The organism is Pseudoalteromonas sp. Ld20, from assembly GCF_045064175.1.
Taxonomy (GTDB): domain Bacteria; phylum Pseudomonadota; class Gammaproteobacteria; order Enterobacterales; family Alteromonadaceae; genus Pseudoalteromonas; species Pseudoalteromonas neustonica.
Genome location: NZ_JBISHB010000033.1, coordinates 135625 through 153610 on the forward strand (window position 1 = coordinate 135625; position 17986 = coordinate 153610).

Here is a 17986-nt window from a genome sequence, read left to right on the forward strand (position 1 = left end):
AACTGCACTTTTTTTTGGGGCGGTAATGGTATTTAATTGTGCTGCGCACGATACCAATACCAACCTCGATAATTGACTAAGGCTCTACGTTAATTAACTGTACTACATCATTAATTTGAATGTTGGGTAAAGGTTGCTGATTCACACTGACCGCAACTGCGCTTTGCTGGTATACCTGATTTACTTGTACTGTGTTTAATGTCGTGATCAGGTGTGGCATTTTATTACCCGCAGCGTCTGTTAAATAGTTATGGTGGGCAATACTTAATAACTGGCCTTTTTCTAGGCCGTGCGCTTTCCCTAAATTAATAATTAATTTATCGTTTTCAATATGTAAAATCTTACCTTGTGTTTCAAGGCACGCCATTGCTGCTTGTAAGTCGTAACTCGCTGTTTGGTTTATTTCTTCGATGCTTTTACCATAATCAGAGCCCCAAAATTTTTCGCTAAATACATCAATAATCTCGGTTTTTTCAAAAGGCCAAATAGCTTGGCTACGATAGCTTTTTTGCCATAATCGCTCATAGGTGGTGCCATCAAATAGTGCAAAGTCGACCTTGTATGAACGTTGGTATGTTTCATCTTGCCAAAAGGCATAGTCGCTATTAAGTTTGTCGCTATTTGAAATGTCGACCATTTGGCTTAATAACACGTATTGCGAATTGCTGCGCGTAGCAATTTCTTCTAATAGGGCGTTACTGTAATCGTATTGCTGATTAAAAAACTCACCAACGCGAATAGGAAAATTAAAGTAGGCGGTGGGCTTAGCGTTCATGGCCGACTTATTTAAAGTCTTATAGAGAGATTCGCTGGTGGCTTTGTCAATGTCAAAAATTTGACCCATCATTGCTTGTTCACGATTGACTAATTGGGTTTGAGTGATCGCAACAAATTTATTAAATTGGCTTGCCGGGCAGTGCTCTTGTTGTGGGAAAATATCTAAACGCAACGTAATCGCGAGCTGGTCAGATCTTCGGTCTTCGCTGATCATCTCTATTTTTTGAATTTCACCGTGGCTTTTTATTTTTAACTGATCTTGCATTAGCACGCCGTCAACTAAGGTTTGCATTGACGTAACGCGTGCACCAGAGAACACTAATGCCTGCGTGATCGCATCTTTTATAGCCGCTGACTTAGCGCCGCTAATATCGTTATTTTTAATACTGGCGTGGCCGGTTGATTCGTACCATTGCGCAAATGCATTTACAGAGAAAAAGCTAATGCTTAGCCAGCTAGTGATGATCACTATAATTGATAACACGCGTTTCATTTTCCTAACCCCATACCTACATTTGCTATTATGAATAACAGAGCAAGGACTGTACCAGTTGTTTAATTATAGGCTTTTAAAACAGAATTACACACTAACCTTGGCATTAATTGTGCATTAATCTGACGATTATGACTCTTTAAAAGCGTGAAAATGCCATGCGTACTGTAATTTTGTTTTGTACTTTAGCAAGCCTGAGCTTAGCTGGCTGTAGTAGTATTTTTGATAAACATGTGGAATATAAGTATGTAGAGCCAGATAACTACCCAATATTAAAAGCAATAGGGTATGCCCCCATAAGCGCTCAACAGGGGGAAAACCAGTCACAACGTTCACTCATGGCAATTAAAGCATCTAAGCTTGAAGCTTACCGTGAGCTTGCTGAGCAAGTGTATGGGCAAAAAATTACCGCTGGTACAACAGTGCAAGGCAGTATTGCGCAAAATGATCGGCTACAAAGTCAAGTTCAAGGGGTGATTAAAGGCGCGCAGGTCGTTAAAACATATGCTGTTGGCGACACCTACGCTACAGAGTTGCATCTTGATATGAAGCGGGTACATGATTTATATATTGGTGAAATTAAGCCAAGAGAAGTTAAAAAAGTAACGTATTACTAAGAGTTTGTTATGCAATGCCCGAGGCGCTATATTTTTATTGATATGTGCTAAGTATGACTTTTTTAAACGAAATGACAGGCCACTTTCATTAAAATTTGGATGCAGTAGGGAAGGCTTAATATAATCTTAAGTGTTGGTTACGAAGAAGCTTATGCTTTTAGATTTCTAACTAATTCATTATTACCATGAACAGCACTGCCGCCTTGGTCATAAGTCATAGATGTTGGCGCGCCAATTAATATATCTTTCAATTGTCTAACTGTTAAATTTGCTTGATGAGCAGCATGAGCATTAACGTCGTTTTTTTTCTTACAAAACTCTAGTTGCTTTCGGACATTATGAATAAGTTCAGGGAGTTCAGCTGATTGCTCATCATTAGTCGTCATTAAGGTTTTTAGTTCTTTATCGAGCGTTTGAATTTTACTTAAAAAACTAAGCTTCTGTTGGGCAAGATCTTTTAATCCTTCACCACGGCGAGATGCAATGGCTGTTAATTCATCATCTAAAATACTGGCCAATGAGGTTAAGCAATTTAACTGCATTGTGAGCTTAGAGCATATTAAAGAATTATGATCAGCCATACACATCAAACTCAAATGAAGCTATGCTTTTTGCTAACTTTTCAGTATCAACTTGATATTTACCTTCGCTGATTGCTTTTTTCAGCTCTTCAACTTTTTTACTATCAAAGCCAGATGACTGCTGTGTTTTTTCTTGCAGTGATTTAAGCTGCTGAGCTTGAGGTGTTAAGCTAACAGAGTCAGTTGCAGCTTTAGGAGCCGCCGTTTGCACTGCTGTTTGTGAACTATTATTTTGTAAATCAACTTTTTGCTGTTTAGCATTGGCCAACACATTAGCCTGTTGTTGACCTTTATTTACTTGGCTTACCATGATTTTAACCTATACATTACCCAACTGATGCCTAGTTATCGGCATATATGTTAGTTACTTTAGCATAAATATGGAAATTTAAATATTTACCTGCACAGACTCTACACCGTCAACACGGGCATTTAAAATTTTCCCTGATTTTTTATTCTTAACTTTTATCTGCTCTCCTAAAGTACCATCTTCAAGGGCTAAACCTGAAGCTTTAATTTTTAACCCTCGGATCACAGCAAAAATAGTGACGTTGTCGCCTTTGCAAACCATACATATTTGGTTCATAGAAATAGGAAAACCACTGCGTATATTTCGTTTACTACGACTGCCAATCAGTAACTGTGTGTCTTGGAGATGCTGAACTCTAACAAAATGTTTAGGCTTCATAATTAAACTTAAATGATGATCTTGAATAACTTCGCCTCTGGCGAGGTTTTCACTGGCGACCACTACTGCAGAAAGCTCAACGACACGTACGTGAACATATTGGCTCCAGCTATTCGTATCATCACATTTAACTTGAACTGTGACCTGACGATTAAAGGGCGGTTCTGTTGGAATCGTTAGTATAGGTTGACTTTGACAACTGCGATCAGGGATTCTGCTATCCAAGGTGAGTGCGTTAAGTTGGCGAGTTTCTGGGTGCGAAGGGCCTAACTGATCAGCCACATACGAAACCGCAAGTTCTTGTAATTCTTCCTTGCTGTAAGATTGAGCGTATAGAGGTGATACTAGAAATTGGCTAGCAAGAAAATAAAAAACACTGTATCTTCGGCTTTTTTTTAACAAACTCATAATGTTTCGACTATGCTTATTGTTGAAAACAGGGTATATATATTTAGCGTCAAAGAATAGACGCTCCCGCGATGTTATGTAGCTTTAAAGAAAGAAAGCAATTATTGTTCCGTTATTATTCGCTTTCTTTAGGAGATTGAAATGGCAGGCATTTTAGACTCAGTGAACCAACGTACTCAGTTGGTTGGGCAAAACCGCCTTGAATTATTATTATTCAAGCTAAGAGGGCGGCAGCGCTTTGGTATAAACGTGTTTAAAGTGAGAGAAGTACTACAATGCCCTCCTTTAACCAATATGCCAAAATCAAATGCGTATATTCGAGGTGTTGCACATATACGTGGGCAGACAATTTCTGTTATTGATTTATCTATGGCCGTTGGTGGCCCTGCAATCGAAAATATAAAAGATAGTTTTATCATCATTGCTGAATATAACCGCTCCGTTCAAGGGTTTTTAGTGGGTGGTGTTGAACGTATTGTTAATATGAATTGGGAAAAAATAATGCCGCCGCCATCTGGGGCTGGTCGATATTCATATTTAACGGCAGTGACCGAAATTGAAAATGAGTTGGTTGAAATTCTTGATGTAGAAAAAATCTTGAATGAAATCTGCCCTGTAAATACAGAAGTTAGCGCCGAAATCGCTAGTGATGGTGAAATTCAAAAAGACTTAGGTGAGCGTATCGTCTTTATTGCTGATGACTCAGCCGTTGCGCGTAACCAAGTAAAACGTGCTCTGGAACCCTTAGGTGTTCAAACTGAACTCGCTAAAAATGGTAAAGAGGCATTAATTCGTCTTCGTGAAATTGCAGAACTTGATTGCAAACATGATATTACTGAACGTGTTGGTTTGTTGATTTCAGATGTAGAAATGCCTGAAATGGACGGCTATACTCTTACCGCTGAAATTAAAGCTGATCCAAAACTTGCGCCGTTACATGTTATTTTACATACATCGCTTAGTGGTGTGTTTAATCAAGCAATGATTGAAAAAGTCGGTGCTGATGACTTTATTGCAAAATTTAACCCAGATGAATTGGCAACAGCAGTAAAAAAATGGGTTCATTGTGACTAATTCTGATAGGTGGTGTTACTTTGGAAAATAAGCATTTAGAGCAAGGCGAGTATAATCAATTTCGTTCTTTTTTAGAGCAACAATGCGGCATTGTGTTAGGCGATAATAAGCTTTATTTAGTTAAAAGCAGACTTGCGCCTTTAATGGTGCGCTTTAAAGTTGAATCGCTTTCGCAATTGGTTAGTAAAACACTCAGCCCACATGAGCGTCAGTTACGCGCTGCAGTTGTTGATGCAATGACAACAAATGAAACACTTTGGTTCAGGGATCAATATCCTTTTGAGTTATTGCAATCTAAATTGTTTCCTGAGCATAAAGAGTTACGTAGGCCATTAAAAATATGGTCTGCGGCGAGCTCTTCTGGGCAGGAGCCTTACTCAATTGCAATGTCGGTTGCTGAATTTCAGGCTAAGCAGCCTGGTGTATTAAAAATGGGTGCTCAGATAATTGGCACTGATATTTCTAATACGATGCTAGATATGTGTAAACATGCAGAATATGATTCACTCGCTTTAGCTCGTGGTTTGTCAGTAGAGCGCCGTAAAAAGTTTTTTAAAGACAGCGGCAATGGCATGGCGCAGGTTGTTGATCCTATTAAAAAACTGGTTAGTTTTAGACACCTAAATTTATTGGACTCGTATGCGCTGATGGGGAAGTTTGATATTATTTTTTGCCGTAACGTATTGATTTATTTTTCACCTGAAGTGAAAGCAAAAATTATTGCCCAATTTGCTCAAGCGCTTAACCCTAAGGGCTTTTTGTTTTTAGGAGCGTCAGAGTCAATGTCGGGACTCAGTGATGAGTTTGATATGGTTAGGTGCAACCCTGGAATTATTTATCAAAAAAAATAACTAATTCACTTCTAGCTACTCCTAAAAAAACGGTGCCGTATAAGCACCGTTTTTCTTTATAATTAATAAGTTAATCCTTCCTTTATTGTGTTCATTAAACTGGCTCGTCTTTTGCATTAATCAACTTAAGTCAATTTTTTGGAGATGGTTATGGCTATCAGTTTTGATAAAGCATTTGGGGTGCATCCTCACGCAATGTTGATCCGTTCGCAGCGAGCAGAGTTATTAGCAACCAATATCGCTAATGCTGATACGCCAGGCTATAAAGCGAAAGATATCGATTTTGCGTCTGCACTTAAAACGGCAAAAAGCCACCAGCAAAGCGGCAACAGCATGGTAACAACCAACGCTAAACACATTGCCGGCGGCAGTCGTTATGTAGGTAATAGTGAAATGTTTCGCTCGCCAAATCAAACAGATACAGGTGATGGTAACTCAGTGGATATACAAGTGGAACGAAACTTGTATACAAAGAACTCATTAGAGTATCAGGCAAGCCTGCAGTTTATGAGCGGTAAAATTAAAGGCCTTAAAAAAGCCCTCGGTAGTCAAGGAGCCTAAGCATGAGTTTATATAACGTTTTCGATATTTCAGGTACAGGTATGAGTGCACAGAATGTACGCTTAAATACCACAGCCAGTAATATTTCTAATGCCAATACTATTAGCTCAAGCCAAGACAAGACTTATCGAGCACGCCACGCTGTGTTTGCTGCGGAGTTGAGTAAAGCCTCGGAATCGCACGGCAACAAACAGGGGTCGTCTGTTGGCGTAAAAGTGTTAGGGATCGTGGAGAGTAATAAGCCACTGCAAATAGAATATAACCCGAACCATCCAAGTGCGGATGAAAATGGTTATATCTACAAACCTAATGTTAACGTTGTTGAAGAAATGGCTAATATGATTTCTGCCTCACGCTCTTATCAAACAAATGTGCAAGTTGCTGATGCAGCAAAGCAAATGTTAAGCAAAACACTGTTGCTTGGGCAGCGGTAATTGAGGAAAGGTTATGAGTAACGATATCAGCACAGCATCGTCAACCTATTTAGATTCGCTCAAGTGGCAAGATAAACAGGTAGCGAGTGAGCAAAAAAGCGATGAGTTAACGCAAGAAGATTTTTTCTCGCTGCTAACTCAACAGTTGTCATTTCAAGATCCTAGTAAGCCGGCCGACAATGATCAGATGATCGCACAGATGACCAGTTTTACTATGGCTGAAGGGATCTCGAATTTAAATAGCAACTTTCAGTCACTGGCAGCGTCAATGACATCGAATTCAGCATTACAAGCCTCAACTCTAGTGGGTAAGCAGGCGTTATTAGAGTCTGATAAGTTAGATTTGAATGACACTGGTGATGCTCGCGGGACTGCTGTTGCTGAAGGCCCCGTTGAAAGCTTGATGCTACGAATCGAAGATTCTTCAGGGCAGTTGGTACGTACCATTGATATGGGGGCTCAACCAGCGGGTGCTGTGCGTTTTGCATGGGATGGTAAAAATGCCGATGGGGAACGTTTACCTCCAGGTGAGTACAAAATTAAAGCAGAAGGGCAGCTTAATGGTGAGTTTACAAGTTTACCTGTTGCAACTTTTAAGAATATCGAAAGTGTGAATATTAATGGTGCTAATGGCATTATCGTTAACACAAAAGAAGGTGCGGTTAGGCTAACTGACGTTGCAGAAATCGCGTAGAAATTTTAATAATTAGTTAGCCTTCTTTCGGCTAAACATTGACAGATTAGAGGTGAATTATGAGCTTCAATATTGCATTAACTGGCATTGCAGCCGCACAAAAAGATTTGGATGTAACTGCAAATAATATTGCTAACGTAAATACGACCGGTTTTAAAGAGTCGCGCGCTGAATTTGCTGATGTGTATGCATCGTCAGTTTTTAGCTCGGGCAAAACAAAAAATGGTGATGGTGTACAAACCACCATGGTGGCGCAACAATTCCACCAAGGTTCACTTAAGTTTACTCAAAACTCATTAGATTTAGCAATCACGGGTGAAGGTTATTTTGCAATGAGTGAAGATATAGCATCGCAAGATTTTTCATATTCTCGTGCAGGTGCTTTTAAGCTCAATAAAGATAACTTTGTTGTTGATGCACGTGGTAATTACTTGCAAGGCTTCCCTGTTGACCCTTCTACAGGCAATACAACATCTGTAAGTTTAAGTACGACTTCACCGATTCAGATCCCTGATGCATCAGGAGCACCGCGTCATACGAGCAATATTTATAGTTCAATGAATTTAGATTCGCGTTCAGATGTGCCTACTACTTCTACATTTGATCCTACCGATAGCACGAGTTATAACTCGTCAACGTCTACAACAATTTATGATTCGTTAGGTCAACCTCACGTTGCGCAGTTATTTTTTGTAAAGCAAGATCCTGCGACCAATGCAAATAGCTGGAGTGTTTATGCCACGATGGATAAACAACCGTTTGATATAACGGGTGCTGCAACAGCAACTGGAGCACATACCCCGATTGATTCATTGCAATTTACTGCCGCAGGTTTACCTGATGTAGCAGCGCCAGAAACAACTTTTCCTGATGTAGTATTGCCATCAGGTGCTGCGGCAGGTTTAAGCACTTTATTGAGTAATGGCGCACAATTTCCGAACGAAATTACGGTAAATTGGCGTGACTCTGCAGGTACGAGTAATAAAGTACCGACTCAATACGCAAGTCGTTTTGAAGTTAAAGCACTTGAGCAAGATGGTGCGACAGTGGGGCGTTTAGCGGGGATTGATATTGGTACAGATGGTAAGGTCGTTGCGTCATACAGCAATGGTGATACCTCATTCTTAGGCCAAGTGGCTATGGTTCGCTTTTCAAACTCACAAGGCCTACAGCAAGCAGGTGATACTTCATGGAAAAAGAGCTTAACATCGGGTGAGCCAATTGCTGGTGAGCCAGGATCAGGTACATTGGGTTCAATTAACTCATCTGCTCTAGAGCAGTCAAATGTAAACTTAACCAATGAATTGGTTGATTTGATCAGTGCACAACGTAACTTCCAAGCAAATTCACGTGCACTTGAAGTTAACTCTACATTACAACAAGCAATCTTGCAGATCCGTTAATCATTAACTTGAACTTAAGTTAAGAGTTAATACTGTAAGGTTCTTATTTACGATCCGACACCTAGGCTGCCTGCAATTGGCGGCCTTTTTTAATCCCCCGATTTGATTACTGCTTTGCCTAATTTATTCTTATTCTTTGCCCGTGGGCCTTAGCTTAAATTAGCGTCAATTTATTGTGGCACTTATCTTGCATTTATTACGTTATAGAATTTTAACGTGAGTCGATGTTATGGACAAGATGGTCTACATTGCAGCGTCTGGGGCTAAGCAAAGTATGCGGGGCCTCGCGCTCAAAGCAAACAATTTAGCAAATGCCAATACGACTGGATTTAAAGCGGACTTTGCACAAGCTCGTTCGATGCAAGCTTTTGGAGAAGGTTTACCTACCCGCGTTTTCTCAATGCAAGAGCGACCAGGTTCAAACATGACCTCAGGCGGTATCGTTGAAACGGGCCGTGATTTAGATATTGCTTTGAGCGATAAAGGTTGGCTAAGTGTTCAAGATGCATCAGGCAAAGAAGCTTATACTAAAGTTGGTACACTAAATATCACCCCTGATGGTGCTTTAATAACGAGTCATGGTCGTCAGGTAATAGGTGAGGGTGGCCCGATCATTTTGCCGTTACCAATTGAAAAATTAGAGTTTAGTGAAGACGGAGCGATTCAGGTTCGCCCGCAAGGTGCGCCAGCAAACTTCTTAGAGGTGGTTGATCGCCTTAAGGTCATTAAGGCAAATAACTCTGAACTTGAAAAAGGCAATGATGGCCTGTTTAGACCAAAGCCTGAGTTACTCATTGATGATTTATGTGGGTTTTGTGATATCTCACCAAACGTTAAAGTGATGAGCGGTATGTTAGAGATGTCAAACGTGAACCCCGTACATGAGATGGTGGATATGATAAGCCATCAACGCCAATTTGAATTACAAGTTAAGTTAATGAAAACAGCTGAAGAAATTGACGAACGTCAAACTCAGTTGATGCGCATTGTTTAACCTTATTGAGAGGACACAAAAATGAATCCTGCATTGTGGATCAGTAAAACAGGCTTAGATGCCCAACAAACCGATATTTCGGTGATCTCAAATAACTTAGCCAATGCCAGTACTGTCGGTTATAAAAAGAGCCGAGCGGTGTTTGAAGACTTACTTTATCAAAATATTAACCAGCCGGGTGGTCGTTCATCGCAAGATACAGAAATGCCATCAGGTTTAATGCTTGGTGCGGGTGCTAAGGTTGTTGCCAATCAAAAGAACTTTTCTCAAGGTAATATGTTGACCACTGAAAACTCCTTAGATTGGATGATTTCGGGTCCTGGTTTTTTCGAAATACTACAACCAGATGGCAATATTGCCTATTCGCGAAACGGCCAATTTACGACAGATGAAGATGGTCGAATTGTAACCGCTGGTGCAGGTTTTCCGGTTCAACCTGAAATGAATGTACCTGATGATGCACAGTCCATCACAATTTCGCAAGACGGCGAAGTATCTGTACGTGTTGCAGGGCAGGCTGAGAATGTCGTGATTGGGCAGCTAACAATTAGTGATTTTATTAATCCATCGGGTTTAGAGCCTGTTGGTCAAAACTTATATACAGAGACTGCCGTCAGTGGTGCTCCAGTGCAAGGTAATCCAGGTCTAGAAGGCTTAGGTTCTGTGGTACAAGGCGCATTAGAAACGTCTAATGTTAATGTGACCGAAGAATTGGTTAACTTGATTGAGACGCAGCGTATTTATGAAATGAACTCAAAAGTTATTTCAGCTGTGGATGAAATGATGAGTTATATCAATCAGCAACTTTAATGATTAGGGGCAAAGTGATGCGTAATTTTACCATAACCTTAACGGGTGTATTATTTTTAAGTGGCTGTATGACAAGCCAAAATACTGATGTGGTTCAGGATGACCCTTACTATGCGCCTATGTATCCAGAGCCTGCAACAGAGCAAGTTGTAGCGACAGGTTCACTATTTGATAGTTATTTATCGAATGATCTTTATTCAGATAAAAAAGCACTGCGCACAGGCGATATTATTACGGTGAAACTGCAAGAGTCAACACAGTCATCAAAAGCTGCAAAAACTCAAACTGATAAAACAAGTGACGCAAGTCTTGATCCTGTTGTTGGGTTAGGGGGGTTGCCGGTTAATATTGGTGGCGATAGCATTCAATTTGGCATTGGCAGTGGCTCGTCTTTTAATGGCGATTTAAAATCAAACCAATCAAATAGTTTATTTGGTGATATTTCAGTAAACGTAATGCGTGTGTTACCAAATGGAAATTTAGTGATTCGTGGTGAAAAGTGGCTGACGTTGAATACAGGTGAAGAGTTTATTCGACTCGAAGGGCTTGTGCGTCCACAAGATGTTACTGCAGATAATACAGTTACCTCTAATCGCATTGCTAATGCGAGAATTCAATATTCAGGCAAAGGGCAATTACAAGAGTCTCAAAGTGCGGGTTGGTTAACGCAGTTCTTCAGTAGTGCACTGTTCCCTTTTTAAAGGATCGTTATTATGAATGGCTTTAAAGTATTAATTACTCTTTGCTTATTAGGTTGGCACGCCAATGTTTTTGCAGAGCGTATTAAAGATGTATCAATGGTTGAAGGTGTTCGTTCAAATCAACTCGTAGGGTATGGTTTGGTTGTAGGTTTACCTGGCACTGGTGAGCAAAGCAGATTCACTGAACAAAGCTTTAAAGGTATGTTAAATAGTTTTGGTATTACATTACCAGCTACTTTAAAACCAAAAATTAAAAATGTGGCTGCTGTTGCAGTCCATGCAGAATTGCCCGCATTTAGAAAACCAGGACAAAGAATTGATATTACCGTTTCTTCAATTGGCAGCGCGGGTAGTTTACGTGGTGGTACCTTAATTCAAACCTTTCTAAAAGGGGTTGATGGTAATACGTATGCAATAGCGCAAGGGAGTTTAATTGTTGGTGGACTTGGCGCTGAAGGAGCCGATGGTAGCCGTGTTGTTATAAATACACCCACAGTGGGGCGTATTCCAAATGGTGCGACTGTGGAGCGTGCGATTAAAAGCCCTTTTATGCAAGGCGACTATATTACATTTAATTTAAATCGCCCTGACTTTACAACGGCAAAACGTTTAGAGCAGGTGATAAATGATCTGGTCGGGCCAAATAGCGCAACAGCGATAGATGCCGCATCAATACGTGTAATTGCTCCAAGAGATGTATCGCAACGTGTTTCTTACTTATCAACACTTGAAAATTTAGAGTTTAAGCCTGCTGATACCGCCGCAAAAATCATTGTTAATTCGCGCACTGGTACGATTGTGATTGGCAAAAATGTAAAATTACAACCTGCGGCAATTACTCATGGTGGTTTAACGGTAACAATTGCAGAGCAGCAAAATGTGGCGCAGCCAAACCCACTGGCTGAAGGGGAAACGGTCGTTACTAATCAAAGTATAATAGATGTGAACGAAGATGATTCGCGTGCTTTTGTTTTTAATCCAGGTGTAAGCCTTGATGACTTAGTGCGTGCTATTAATGAAGTGGGCGCAGCACCTGGTGATTTAATGGCCATTTTAGAAGCACTAAAAGAAGCAGGGGCAATAAATGGACAGCTTGTTGTGATTTAACATGTGATCTATTAGCGACATTCACGAATGTCTACATTACCGCCTTCGCGACATTGTAGACATTTGTTTACTGGATAAAAAATCTAGCCGAGGCTAACTTTACTTTGTAACCACCTAGCATACTTGTTTTACTTTCACGCCAACACGCCAACACGCCAACACGCCAACATGATATTTGGCTCAATTATTGCATTGTTAGTAGTATTATTAACTATTGTGTCAAATTGCTGATGGATACTAATCATCTCGATAAACAAAACTTCTTTGATCTAGGGAATCTTGACTCACTTCGTCAAGAGGCCTTAAAGGGCGGGGCTTCGCCTGAAGCGTCTAAAGAAGCGCTGAAAAAAGCAGCGGCACAATTTGAATCTATCTTTACGCAAATGTTACTTAAAAGTATGCGCAAAGCAAATGAAGCCTTTGAGGATAAAGAAAGTCCATTTAATTCAAGCGGTGTAAAGTTCTTTGAAGAAATGCATGACCAGCAACTATCCGTTGAGCTTTCTTCAAAAGGCTCGCTAGGTTTGGCTGATATTATTGTTCAACAACTCTCCCCAGATACTAAAAACTTTATGCCAGGGTCTGTACTGCGCTCAGTTAATGAGTTTTCAAGTGATAACCGTGCAAACGGTAAAAGTACTGATGCTAGCGTTGACTCAGCCTCTGCCAGTAAAGCGCAAAAGCAGCAAAAACCACAGTTTGAAAATGCTGAAGAGTTTATCTCAAGTGTGTGGGAGCACGCTAAAACAGCCGCAGAAAAAATAGGGTTAAACCCAGCTGTAATGGTTGCACAAGCTGCACTTGAGACTGGCTGGGGGAAACACATTATTAATAAAAGTGATGGTAATAGCTCATTTAATTTATTCAATATTAAGTCAGATAGAAGCTGGCAAGGTGATAAAGCCAGTAAAGTTACACTTGAATTTGAAGAAGGTATGCCTGTTAAAAAACAGGCTAGCTTTAGAGCCTATGACTCAATCAAAGACAGTGTAAATGACTTTGTTGAATTTTTGACGCAAAACCCACGTTATCAAGAAGCCTTACAAAATACCGCAAAACCCGCCGCTTTTTTAGATTCATTACAAAAAGCGGGGTATGCAACCGACCCCAATTATGCCGATAAAATTAAGCAGGTACTTAATCGCACTGAGCTTAAAACATTGGCGGCAACATTGGTTCGCCAAGGAGTAAATTAAAATGTCGTTTAATTTGTTAGACATTGCTAATTCTGGTGTACGTGCTAATACAGAATTACTGCAAACGACCAGCAAGAATATTGCCAATGTAAATACAGTGGGCTATGTGCGCGAGCGTACAGAGCACATGACTATGATCGACAATCAAGTTGGTCGTGGTGATACGTACAGATTACTTAATGAGTTCGCACAAAAACAACTAAATCGCGATACTTCAAATAAAGCATTCTTTGATCAATTTGTTAGCGAAGCTGGCCGAGTAGATACATTATTCTCTCAAGAGTCTAATAGCTTATCTACCAGTATAAACTCCCTTTTTAATAATGTGCAGGAGAGTTTAAATCAGCCCTCTTCAACGGTTGCCCGCTCGCTAGTAATGACTGATGCGCAAAATTTAATTAGTCAAATGGAGCGTTTATCTGGGATCGTATTTGATCAAAAAAATATTGTGAACGAGCAGCTTGAAATATTTTCTGGGGAAGCGAATACGTTAGTACAGAATATCAGCAAGCTTAACAAACAAGTCGCAGCTGTTAATGGGACGCGAAATGCTGCTGATGCAAGTTCCATGTTTAACGAACGTGATCAAGCAATACGCGAGTTATCAGAGTTGGTTGATATTGAAACGTTAGACGGCCCTAATGGTGAAAAACTGGTGTTTATGGGCACAGGAGAAGCACTTGTAATGCAAAGTGGTTCATTTAATTTATTTTCAATGCGCGGTGACCCTGATCCTAACTTTAAAGAACTTCACCTAGATATAAACGACGGCAAAGCTGTGCCGCTTGAAGTTGATGTAGGTAAACTAAAAGGTAAAATTGGTGGACTGCTGGCATTTCGTGATGATGTATTAGTACCAGCACAAAACCAGTTAGGGCAAATGGGACTTGCGATTGCAGATGCATTTAATCAGCAAAATAGGCTTGGAATGGATGGTAATGGTGAGCTAGGTGGCGATATTTTTACTATACCTACAACCGGTGGGTTTGCATACCAAGCTAATACAGGTACAGCGGCAATGACTGCCACATTAGAGCCTGGCAAAGGCAGCGAAATACCTGCAAGTGACTTTGTTATTACTTATACCAGTGCAACGACAGTTGAAATTCAGCCTGTTGATAATAAAGGTGAGCCACTCGGCAGTGCCTCTACGGCTAATATTGTTGGCGGTATTGTTGATTCATCAACGATTACCAGTGGTGAATCGTTTGGTTTGCAGATTAATGTCTCTGGTACGGGAAACGTTGATGATCAATTTCAGATAAAACTGAATGCTCAGGCTGCATCTAGCTTAGAAATGGCAACGAATAGGCCAGAAGATTTAGCATTAGCTGCTCCAATTCGTACCGCAAATGATATTAATAACACCAGTGAAGCGAGTATATCTGTAGGTGATGTGACGAGTATTGACTCCGGTGGTTTTACAGCAACACCGCCAGGGCTGACTAATGGTGATGTTAGTTTAGTTAAAACAGCGAATTTAAACGAGTATACAATTACAGACGGCAGCGGTACGAGTACATTTACAATAACGCCACCGGCTGAGAATATTTTAGCTCAAGCAGGCGCTCCGTTTGATGGTTATGGTTTTGATTTTAATATTGAAGGCACGCCAGCAACAGGTGATACCTTTACATTAGAGTTTAATACAGGTGGCTTTGATGATAACCGTAATGGGTTAAAACTAGCTGAGTTACAAAATGGTGAGTTAGTGCGTCAAAATGTTGTCACCACAGCGACAGCAGATAATCATAAGACCTTTAATCAAGCTTATGGGGCTTTAGTAACAGATGTAGGCGTTGTAACTAACCAAGCAAAAACAAATGGTGCAGCCTTTGAAGCGTTGGCAAAGCAATCAGAGGCTTGGTATGAATCATTATCAGGGGTTAATCTTGATGAAGAGGCGGCCAATTTACTGCGCTTTCAGCAATCTTATGCAGCGTCAGCTCAGGTGCTTGCGACATCCCGTACTATTTTTGACACTTTACTTGGTGCTACGAGGTAATTATGCGTTTATCAAACAATTTAATGTATCAAAGTAGTGTGAATTCTATTTTGAAAAACCAACAAAATGTCAATAAAGCACAAGAGCAAGTTAATACTCAAAAACGTGTTTTAACTGCTTCAGATGACCCCTCAGCGACTGCACGTGCATTACTATATACAGATAAAATTCAAACAAATGAACAGTTTAGTAAAAATATTACTATGTTGACCAGTCGTTTAAATATTCAAGAAAGTGTGCTTGAAAATATCAAACTTTCACTTGAAAAAGCACATACATTAGCTATTCAGGCTGGTAATGGTGCATATAGCGATATAGATCGTCAAGGTATTGCAGAAGAAATCAAATCAATTCAAAGTAATGTACATGATTTAATGAATGCTAAAACAGAAGACAATAAGTATATTTTTTCTGGTTACCAAGATAACACGCAAACTTACAGCTTTAATTCTACGTCGAGTAAGTATGAGTACGGCGGTGATCAAGGCCAACATAAGATCAAAGTAGCTGAAGGTGTAGAAATAAAATCCAGCGACAATGGTTTTGATGTGTTTGAAAAAGTAAATGCGCGCTTAAACCTCACATCCAATGATGGTGTTGCAAGCGGTGGGATCACAAGCGCCAAAGTTTATGTAAAAGAACAGGCTGAGTTTGATGCGTTTCACAAAGCGAGTTATAACGCAGATCCAAATGCAGTCGCAGGCGCAAATACATATAATGTGATAACGACCGCGGGGACCCCTAATACATATCAAGTAGAGCAGGGGGGGAACATTATTGAATCAGGTAGCTTTGATAACGGAACAATCAACTTTGCAGGAATGGAAATTGACATTAGTCCTGTAGCGAGTGGGCAAGTGGATTTTACATTAGAAGCCCCTCAAAAAGAGAATATTTTAAATACATTAAGTGATTTAATCGCAGGCTTGACTGACACCACAATTAACCAAGATGATTATGAGCAAGTATTAGCTGATGCAATGACTCAAATTGATAATGCAAAAAATAATGTCTCTTTGACGCAAGCCGGTTTGGGTGGGCGACTTAATACAACGGAAAAGGTAACAGACTCTAACAGCGATCGTGATGTGAATAATAAAGCATCGCGAGCTGACTTAGTTGAACTCGATATGGCCGAAGCCATAACTGAACTCACCAAACAAGAAACTGCATTACAAGCCTCGCAGGCAACATTTGGCCGCTTAGCTAATTTATCACTGTTCGATTATCTATAAAGTATAAAGAGTAAGGCAATCTGTTGCCTTACTCTTATTTTTTCCTTCCTTTAAACTTATATCTTTTATATTTAGACACTTATAGCTTCCTAAAATATTATCTTAGTAAAAAATAGCAGTTGTGATCTCTGCATTATTTGACCATTGAAATCAATTGTATTTAATTTAAAAGTTATTAAATTACAATGGATTAATGTTTTTTATTAAAAAAACTTAAAAAAAAGCTAAAGGATTTTTTGAGTAGACCGATAACTTAATTAACCAAGCAAAGCGTTGAAAATAACAACCACTGCTTAATCCAGTAAGTTTGAGAGTAAATGATAAGTTTACTTCGGGAGAGATATCATGGCTTTATATGTAAATACAAATGTTAGCGCGTTAAACGCACAAAGACAATTAAACAATTCTGGTAATGCACTAGATACATCATTTCAACGTTTATCATCAGGTTTTCGTATCAACAGTGCGAAAGATGATGCAGCGGGTCTACAAATTTCTGACCGTTTAACGTCACAAATTAATGGCCTTAACCAAGGTAACCGTAACGCAAACGATGGTATTTCATTAGCTCAAACTGCTGAGGGTGCACTAGACGAAACAACTTCAATGTTTCAACGTATGCGTACACTTGCACAACAAGCAGCGAATGGTTCAAACACAGATGAAGATCGCTTAGCAATTCAAGAAGAGATTCGTTCATTATCATCAGAAGTGAATCGTGTTGCTGCAGATACAACGTTTGGTGGTCAAAACCTATTAGATGGCTCTTTCTCAGCTAACTTCCAAGTAGGCGCTGACGCTGTTCAGAATATCAGCTTTAGTATGGCATCAGTTGGTGGAACGGCTAACTCTATAGCGGATAATGGTGGTTTCACCATGTCAGGCATTGCAGGTGTTGCCAGTGCGGTAACCGGTGCTAGCTTAAGTGCTACAGCTGGAACGATTAGTTCGCAAGTAGGCGCATCAGCAGATGAAACAGCATTTTCATCAGTGTTTACTGCTGGTGGTATCAGTGTATCGTCACAGGCCAATGCACAAGCGGTAATGGCGGGTATGGATTCGCTTATCGCGGTAGTAGATAAAAAACGTGCGGAGCTAGGTGCTGTTCAAAACAGGTTCCAGTCAACTATTCGTAACCAATCGAATATTTCTGAAAATTTAAGTGCTGCAAAATCACGTATTAAAGATACTGACTTTGCACAAGAAACTGCTAACTTAACTAAAATGCAGATTCTACAACAGGCAAGCCAAACAATTCTTAGCCAGGCTAATCAGCGTCCACAGGCAGCATTAAGTCTTCTAGGTTAATAACTGATTTATTAATTTTGAAGCGACGTCAATTAATTGACTAAGAATG

The 17986-nt window shown here is 40.0% G+C and carries 19 protein-coding genes; 15 read left to right on the plus strand and 4 right to left on the minus strand.

All coding sequences use genetic code 11. The annotated features are described in order from the left end of the window. Positions 1-76: 76 nt before the first annotated feature. Positions 77-1270: a flagellar assembly protein FlgT gene (locus tag ACJJVX_RS09190; RefSeq protein ID WP_342883230.1), complete on the minus strand. Its 1194-nt coding sequence runs from the start codon at positions 1268-1270 to the stop codon at positions 77-79. 158 nt (positions 1271-1428) lie between these two features. On the opposite strand from ACJJVX_RS09190, the gene ACJJVX_RS09195 reads away from it, so the two are divergent. Further along, entirely contained in the window at positions 1429-1887 is a 459-nt protein-coding gene (locus tag ACJJVX_RS09195; protein WP_054203371.1) for an LPP20 family lipoprotein, read from the plus strand. Between the two features lie 149 nt (positions 1888-2036). Here ACJJVX_RS09195 and flgN read toward each other — a convergent pair whose 3' ends face one another. From flgN to flgA, 3 genes are all read right to left on the minus strand, one after another. Next, positions 2037-2468 (minus strand): flagellar export chaperone FlgN, encoded by a 432-nt coding sequence (flgN, locus tag ACJJVX_RS09200; RefSeq protein WP_054203370.1) that lies wholly within the window; start codon positions 2466-2468, stop codon positions 2037-2039. Continuing rightward, positions 2461-2778 carry a flagellar biosynthesis anti-sigma factor FlgM gene (flgM, locus tag ACJJVX_RS09205; protein WP_054203369.1) on the minus strand — a complete coding sequence of 106 codons (318 nt, stop codon included), beginning with the start codon at positions 2776-2778 and terminating at the stop codon, positions 2461-2463. Before flgM ends, flgN begins: the two co-directional genes overlap by 8 nt. Before the next feature lie 78 nt (positions 2779-2856). Continuing rightward, positions 2857-3564: a flagellar basal body P-ring formation chaperone FlgA gene (flgA, locus tag ACJJVX_RS09210; RefSeq protein WP_170173146.1), complete on the minus strand. Its 708-nt coding sequence runs from the start codon at positions 3562-3564 to the stop codon at positions 2857-2859. Positions 3565-3705: 141 nt separating this feature from the next. Between flgA and ACJJVX_RS09215 the strand changes: the two genes are divergently transcribed. The 14 genes from ACJJVX_RS09215 (at position 3706) to ACJJVX_RS09280 (ending at position 17937) form a co-directional block, all read left to right on the plus strand. Next, positions 3706-4638, plus strand: coding sequence for a chemotaxis protein (locus ACJJVX_RS09215; protein ID WP_054203367.1), 933 nt, complete (start codon positions 3706-3708; stop codon positions 4636-4638). Between the two features lie 20 nt (positions 4639-4658). Then, positions 4659-5489 carry a protein-glutamate O-methyltransferase CheR gene (locus ACJJVX_RS09220; protein WP_054203366.1) on the plus strand — a complete coding sequence of 277 codons (831 nt, stop codon included), beginning with the start codon at positions 4659-4661 and terminating at the stop codon, positions 5487-5489. Positions 5490-5639: 150 nt separating this feature from the next. Then, on the plus strand, positions 5640-6050 hold the full coding sequence (gene flgB, locus ACJJVX_RS09225) for a flagellar basal body rod protein FlgB (protein WP_054203365.1): 411 nt from the start codon (positions 5640-5642) through the stop codon (positions 6048-6050). Positions 6051-6052: 2 nt separating this feature from the next. Beyond that, positions 6053-6484 (plus strand): flagellar basal body rod protein FlgC, encoded by a 432-nt coding sequence (gene flgC, locus ACJJVX_RS09230; protein WP_054203364.1) that lies wholly within the window; start codon positions 6053-6055, stop codon positions 6482-6484. Between the two features lie 13 nt (positions 6485-6497). Next, entirely contained in the window at positions 6498-7178 is a 681-nt protein-coding gene (locus tag ACJJVX_RS09235; protein ID WP_054203363.1) for a flagellar hook assembly protein FlgD, read from the plus strand. A gap of 59 nt (positions 7179-7237) precedes the next feature. Beyond that, a complete protein-coding gene (flgE, locus tag ACJJVX_RS09240) occupies positions 7238-8581 on the plus strand; it encodes a flagellar hook protein FlgE (RefSeq protein WP_054203362.1) in 1344 nt (447 codons plus the stop codon). Positions 8582-8810: 229 nt separating this feature from the next. Next, a complete protein-coding gene (locus ACJJVX_RS09245; protein WP_054203361.1) occupies positions 8811-9575 on the plus strand; it encodes a flagellar basal body rod protein FlgF in 765 nt (254 codons plus the stop codon). 21 nt (positions 9576-9596) lie between these two features. Next, a complete protein-coding gene (gene flgG, locus ACJJVX_RS09250) occupies positions 9597-10385 on the plus strand; it encodes a flagellar basal-body rod protein FlgG (RefSeq protein WP_054203360.1) in 789 nt (262 codons plus the stop codon). 17 nt (positions 10386-10402) lie between these two features. Further along, a complete protein-coding gene (gene flgH, locus ACJJVX_RS09255; protein ID WP_054203359.1) occupies positions 10403-11086 on the plus strand; it encodes a flagellar basal body L-ring protein FlgH in 684 nt (227 codons plus the stop codon). Positions 11087-11098: 12 nt separating this feature from the next. After that, the gene (locus ACJJVX_RS09260; protein ID WP_405631170.1) at positions 11099-12193 is read left to right on the plus strand and encodes a flagellar basal body P-ring protein FlgI; all 1095 of its coding nucleotides are present in this window, start codon (positions 11099-11101) and stop codon (positions 12191-12193) included. A 230-nt stretch (positions 12194-12423) separates the two neighbouring features. After that, positions 12424-13389 carry a flagellar assembly peptidoglycan hydrolase FlgJ gene (flgJ, locus tag ACJJVX_RS09265; RefSeq protein WP_054203357.1) on the plus strand — a complete coding sequence of 322 codons (966 nt, stop codon included), beginning with the start codon at positions 12424-12426 and terminating at the stop codon, positions 13387-13389. Between the two features lies 1 nt (position 13390). After that, the gene (flgK, locus tag ACJJVX_RS09270; RefSeq protein WP_054453851.1) at positions 13391-15394 is read left to right on the plus strand and encodes a flagellar hook-associated protein FlgK; all 2004 of its coding nucleotides are present in this window, start codon (positions 13391-13393) and stop codon (positions 15392-15394) included. Positions 15395-15396: 2 nt separating this feature from the next. Next, positions 15397-16629 (plus strand): flagellar hook-associated protein FlgL, encoded by a 1233-nt coding sequence (gene flgL / locus ACJJVX_RS09275; protein WP_054453854.1) that lies wholly within the window; start codon positions 15397-15399, stop codon positions 16627-16629. A gap of 345 nt (positions 16630-16974) precedes the next feature. Beyond that, positions 16975-17937, plus strand: a complete 963-nt coding sequence (locus tag ACJJVX_RS09280; RefSeq protein WP_054203354.1) for a flagellin — start codon at positions 16975-16977, stop codon at positions 17935-17937. Positions 17938-17986: the final 49 nt, after the last annotated feature.

What these genes read in the sequence shown, in the direction of transcription:
- ACJJVX_RS09190 (WP_342883230.1), bottom strand. Translation starts at nt 1,270, where the DNA reads ATGAAACGCGTGTTATCAATTATAGTGATCATCACTAGCTGGCTAAGC.
- ACJJVX_RS09195 (WP_054203371.1), top strand. Translation starts at nt 1,429, where the DNA reads ATGCGTACTGTAATTTTGTTTTGTACTTTAGCAAGCCTGAGCTTAGCT.
- flgN (WP_054203370.1), bottom strand. Translation starts at nt 2,468, where the DNA reads ATGGCTGATCATAATTCTTTAATATGCTCTAAGCTCACAATGCAGTTA.
- flgM (WP_054203369.1), bottom strand. Translation starts at nt 2,778, where the DNA reads ATGGTAAGCCAAGTAAATAAAGGTCAACAACAGGCTAATGTGTTGGCC.
- flgA (WP_170173146.1), bottom strand. Translation starts at nt 3,564, where the DNA reads ATGAGTTTGTTAAAAAAAAGCCGAAGATACAGTGTTTTTTATTTTCTT.
- ACJJVX_RS09215 (WP_054203367.1), top strand. Translation starts at nt 3,706, where the DNA reads ATGGCAGGCATTTTAGACTCAGTGAACCAACGTACTCAGTTGGTTGGG.
- flgB (WP_054203365.1), top strand. Translation starts at nt 5,640, where the DNA reads ATGGCTATCAGTTTTGATAAAGCATTTGGGGTGCATCCTCACGCAATG.
- flgC (WP_054203364.1), top strand. Translation starts at nt 6,053, where the DNA reads ATGAGTTTATATAACGTTTTCGATATTTCAGGTACAGGTATGAGTGCA.
- ACJJVX_RS09235 (WP_054203363.1), top strand. Translation starts at nt 6,498, where the DNA reads ATGAGTAACGATATCAGCACAGCATCGTCAACCTATTTAGATTCGCTC.
- flgE (WP_054203362.1), top strand. Translation starts at nt 7,238, where the DNA reads ATGAGCTTCAATATTGCATTAACTGGCATTGCAGCCGCACAAAAAGAT.
- ACJJVX_RS09245 (WP_054203361.1), top strand. Translation starts at nt 8,811, where the DNA reads ATGGACAAGATGGTCTACATTGCAGCGTCTGGGGCTAAGCAAAGTATG.
- flgG (WP_054203360.1), top strand. Translation starts at nt 9,597, where the DNA reads ATGAATCCTGCATTGTGGATCAGTAAAACAGGCTTAGATGCCCAACAA.
- flgH (WP_054203359.1), top strand. Translation starts at nt 10,403, where the DNA reads ATGCGTAATTTTACCATAACCTTAACGGGTGTATTATTTTTAAGTGGC.
- ACJJVX_RS09260 (WP_405631170.1), top strand. Translation starts at nt 11,099, where the DNA reads ATGAATGGCTTTAAAGTATTAATTACTCTTTGCTTATTAGGTTGGCAC.
- flgJ (WP_054203357.1), top strand. Translation starts at nt 12,424, where the DNA reads ATGGATACTAATCATCTCGATAAACAAAACTTCTTTGATCTAGGGAAT.
- flgK (WP_054453851.1), top strand. Translation starts at nt 13,391, where the DNA reads ATGTCGTTTAATTTGTTAGACATTGCTAATTCTGGTGTACGTGCTAAT.
- flgL (WP_054453854.1), top strand. Translation starts at nt 15,397, where the DNA reads ATGCGTTTATCAAACAATTTAATGTATCAAAGTAGTGTGAATTCTATT.
- ACJJVX_RS09280 (WP_054203354.1), top strand. Translation starts at nt 16,975, where the DNA reads ATGGCTTTATATGTAAATACAAATGTTAGCGCGTTAAACGCACAAAGA.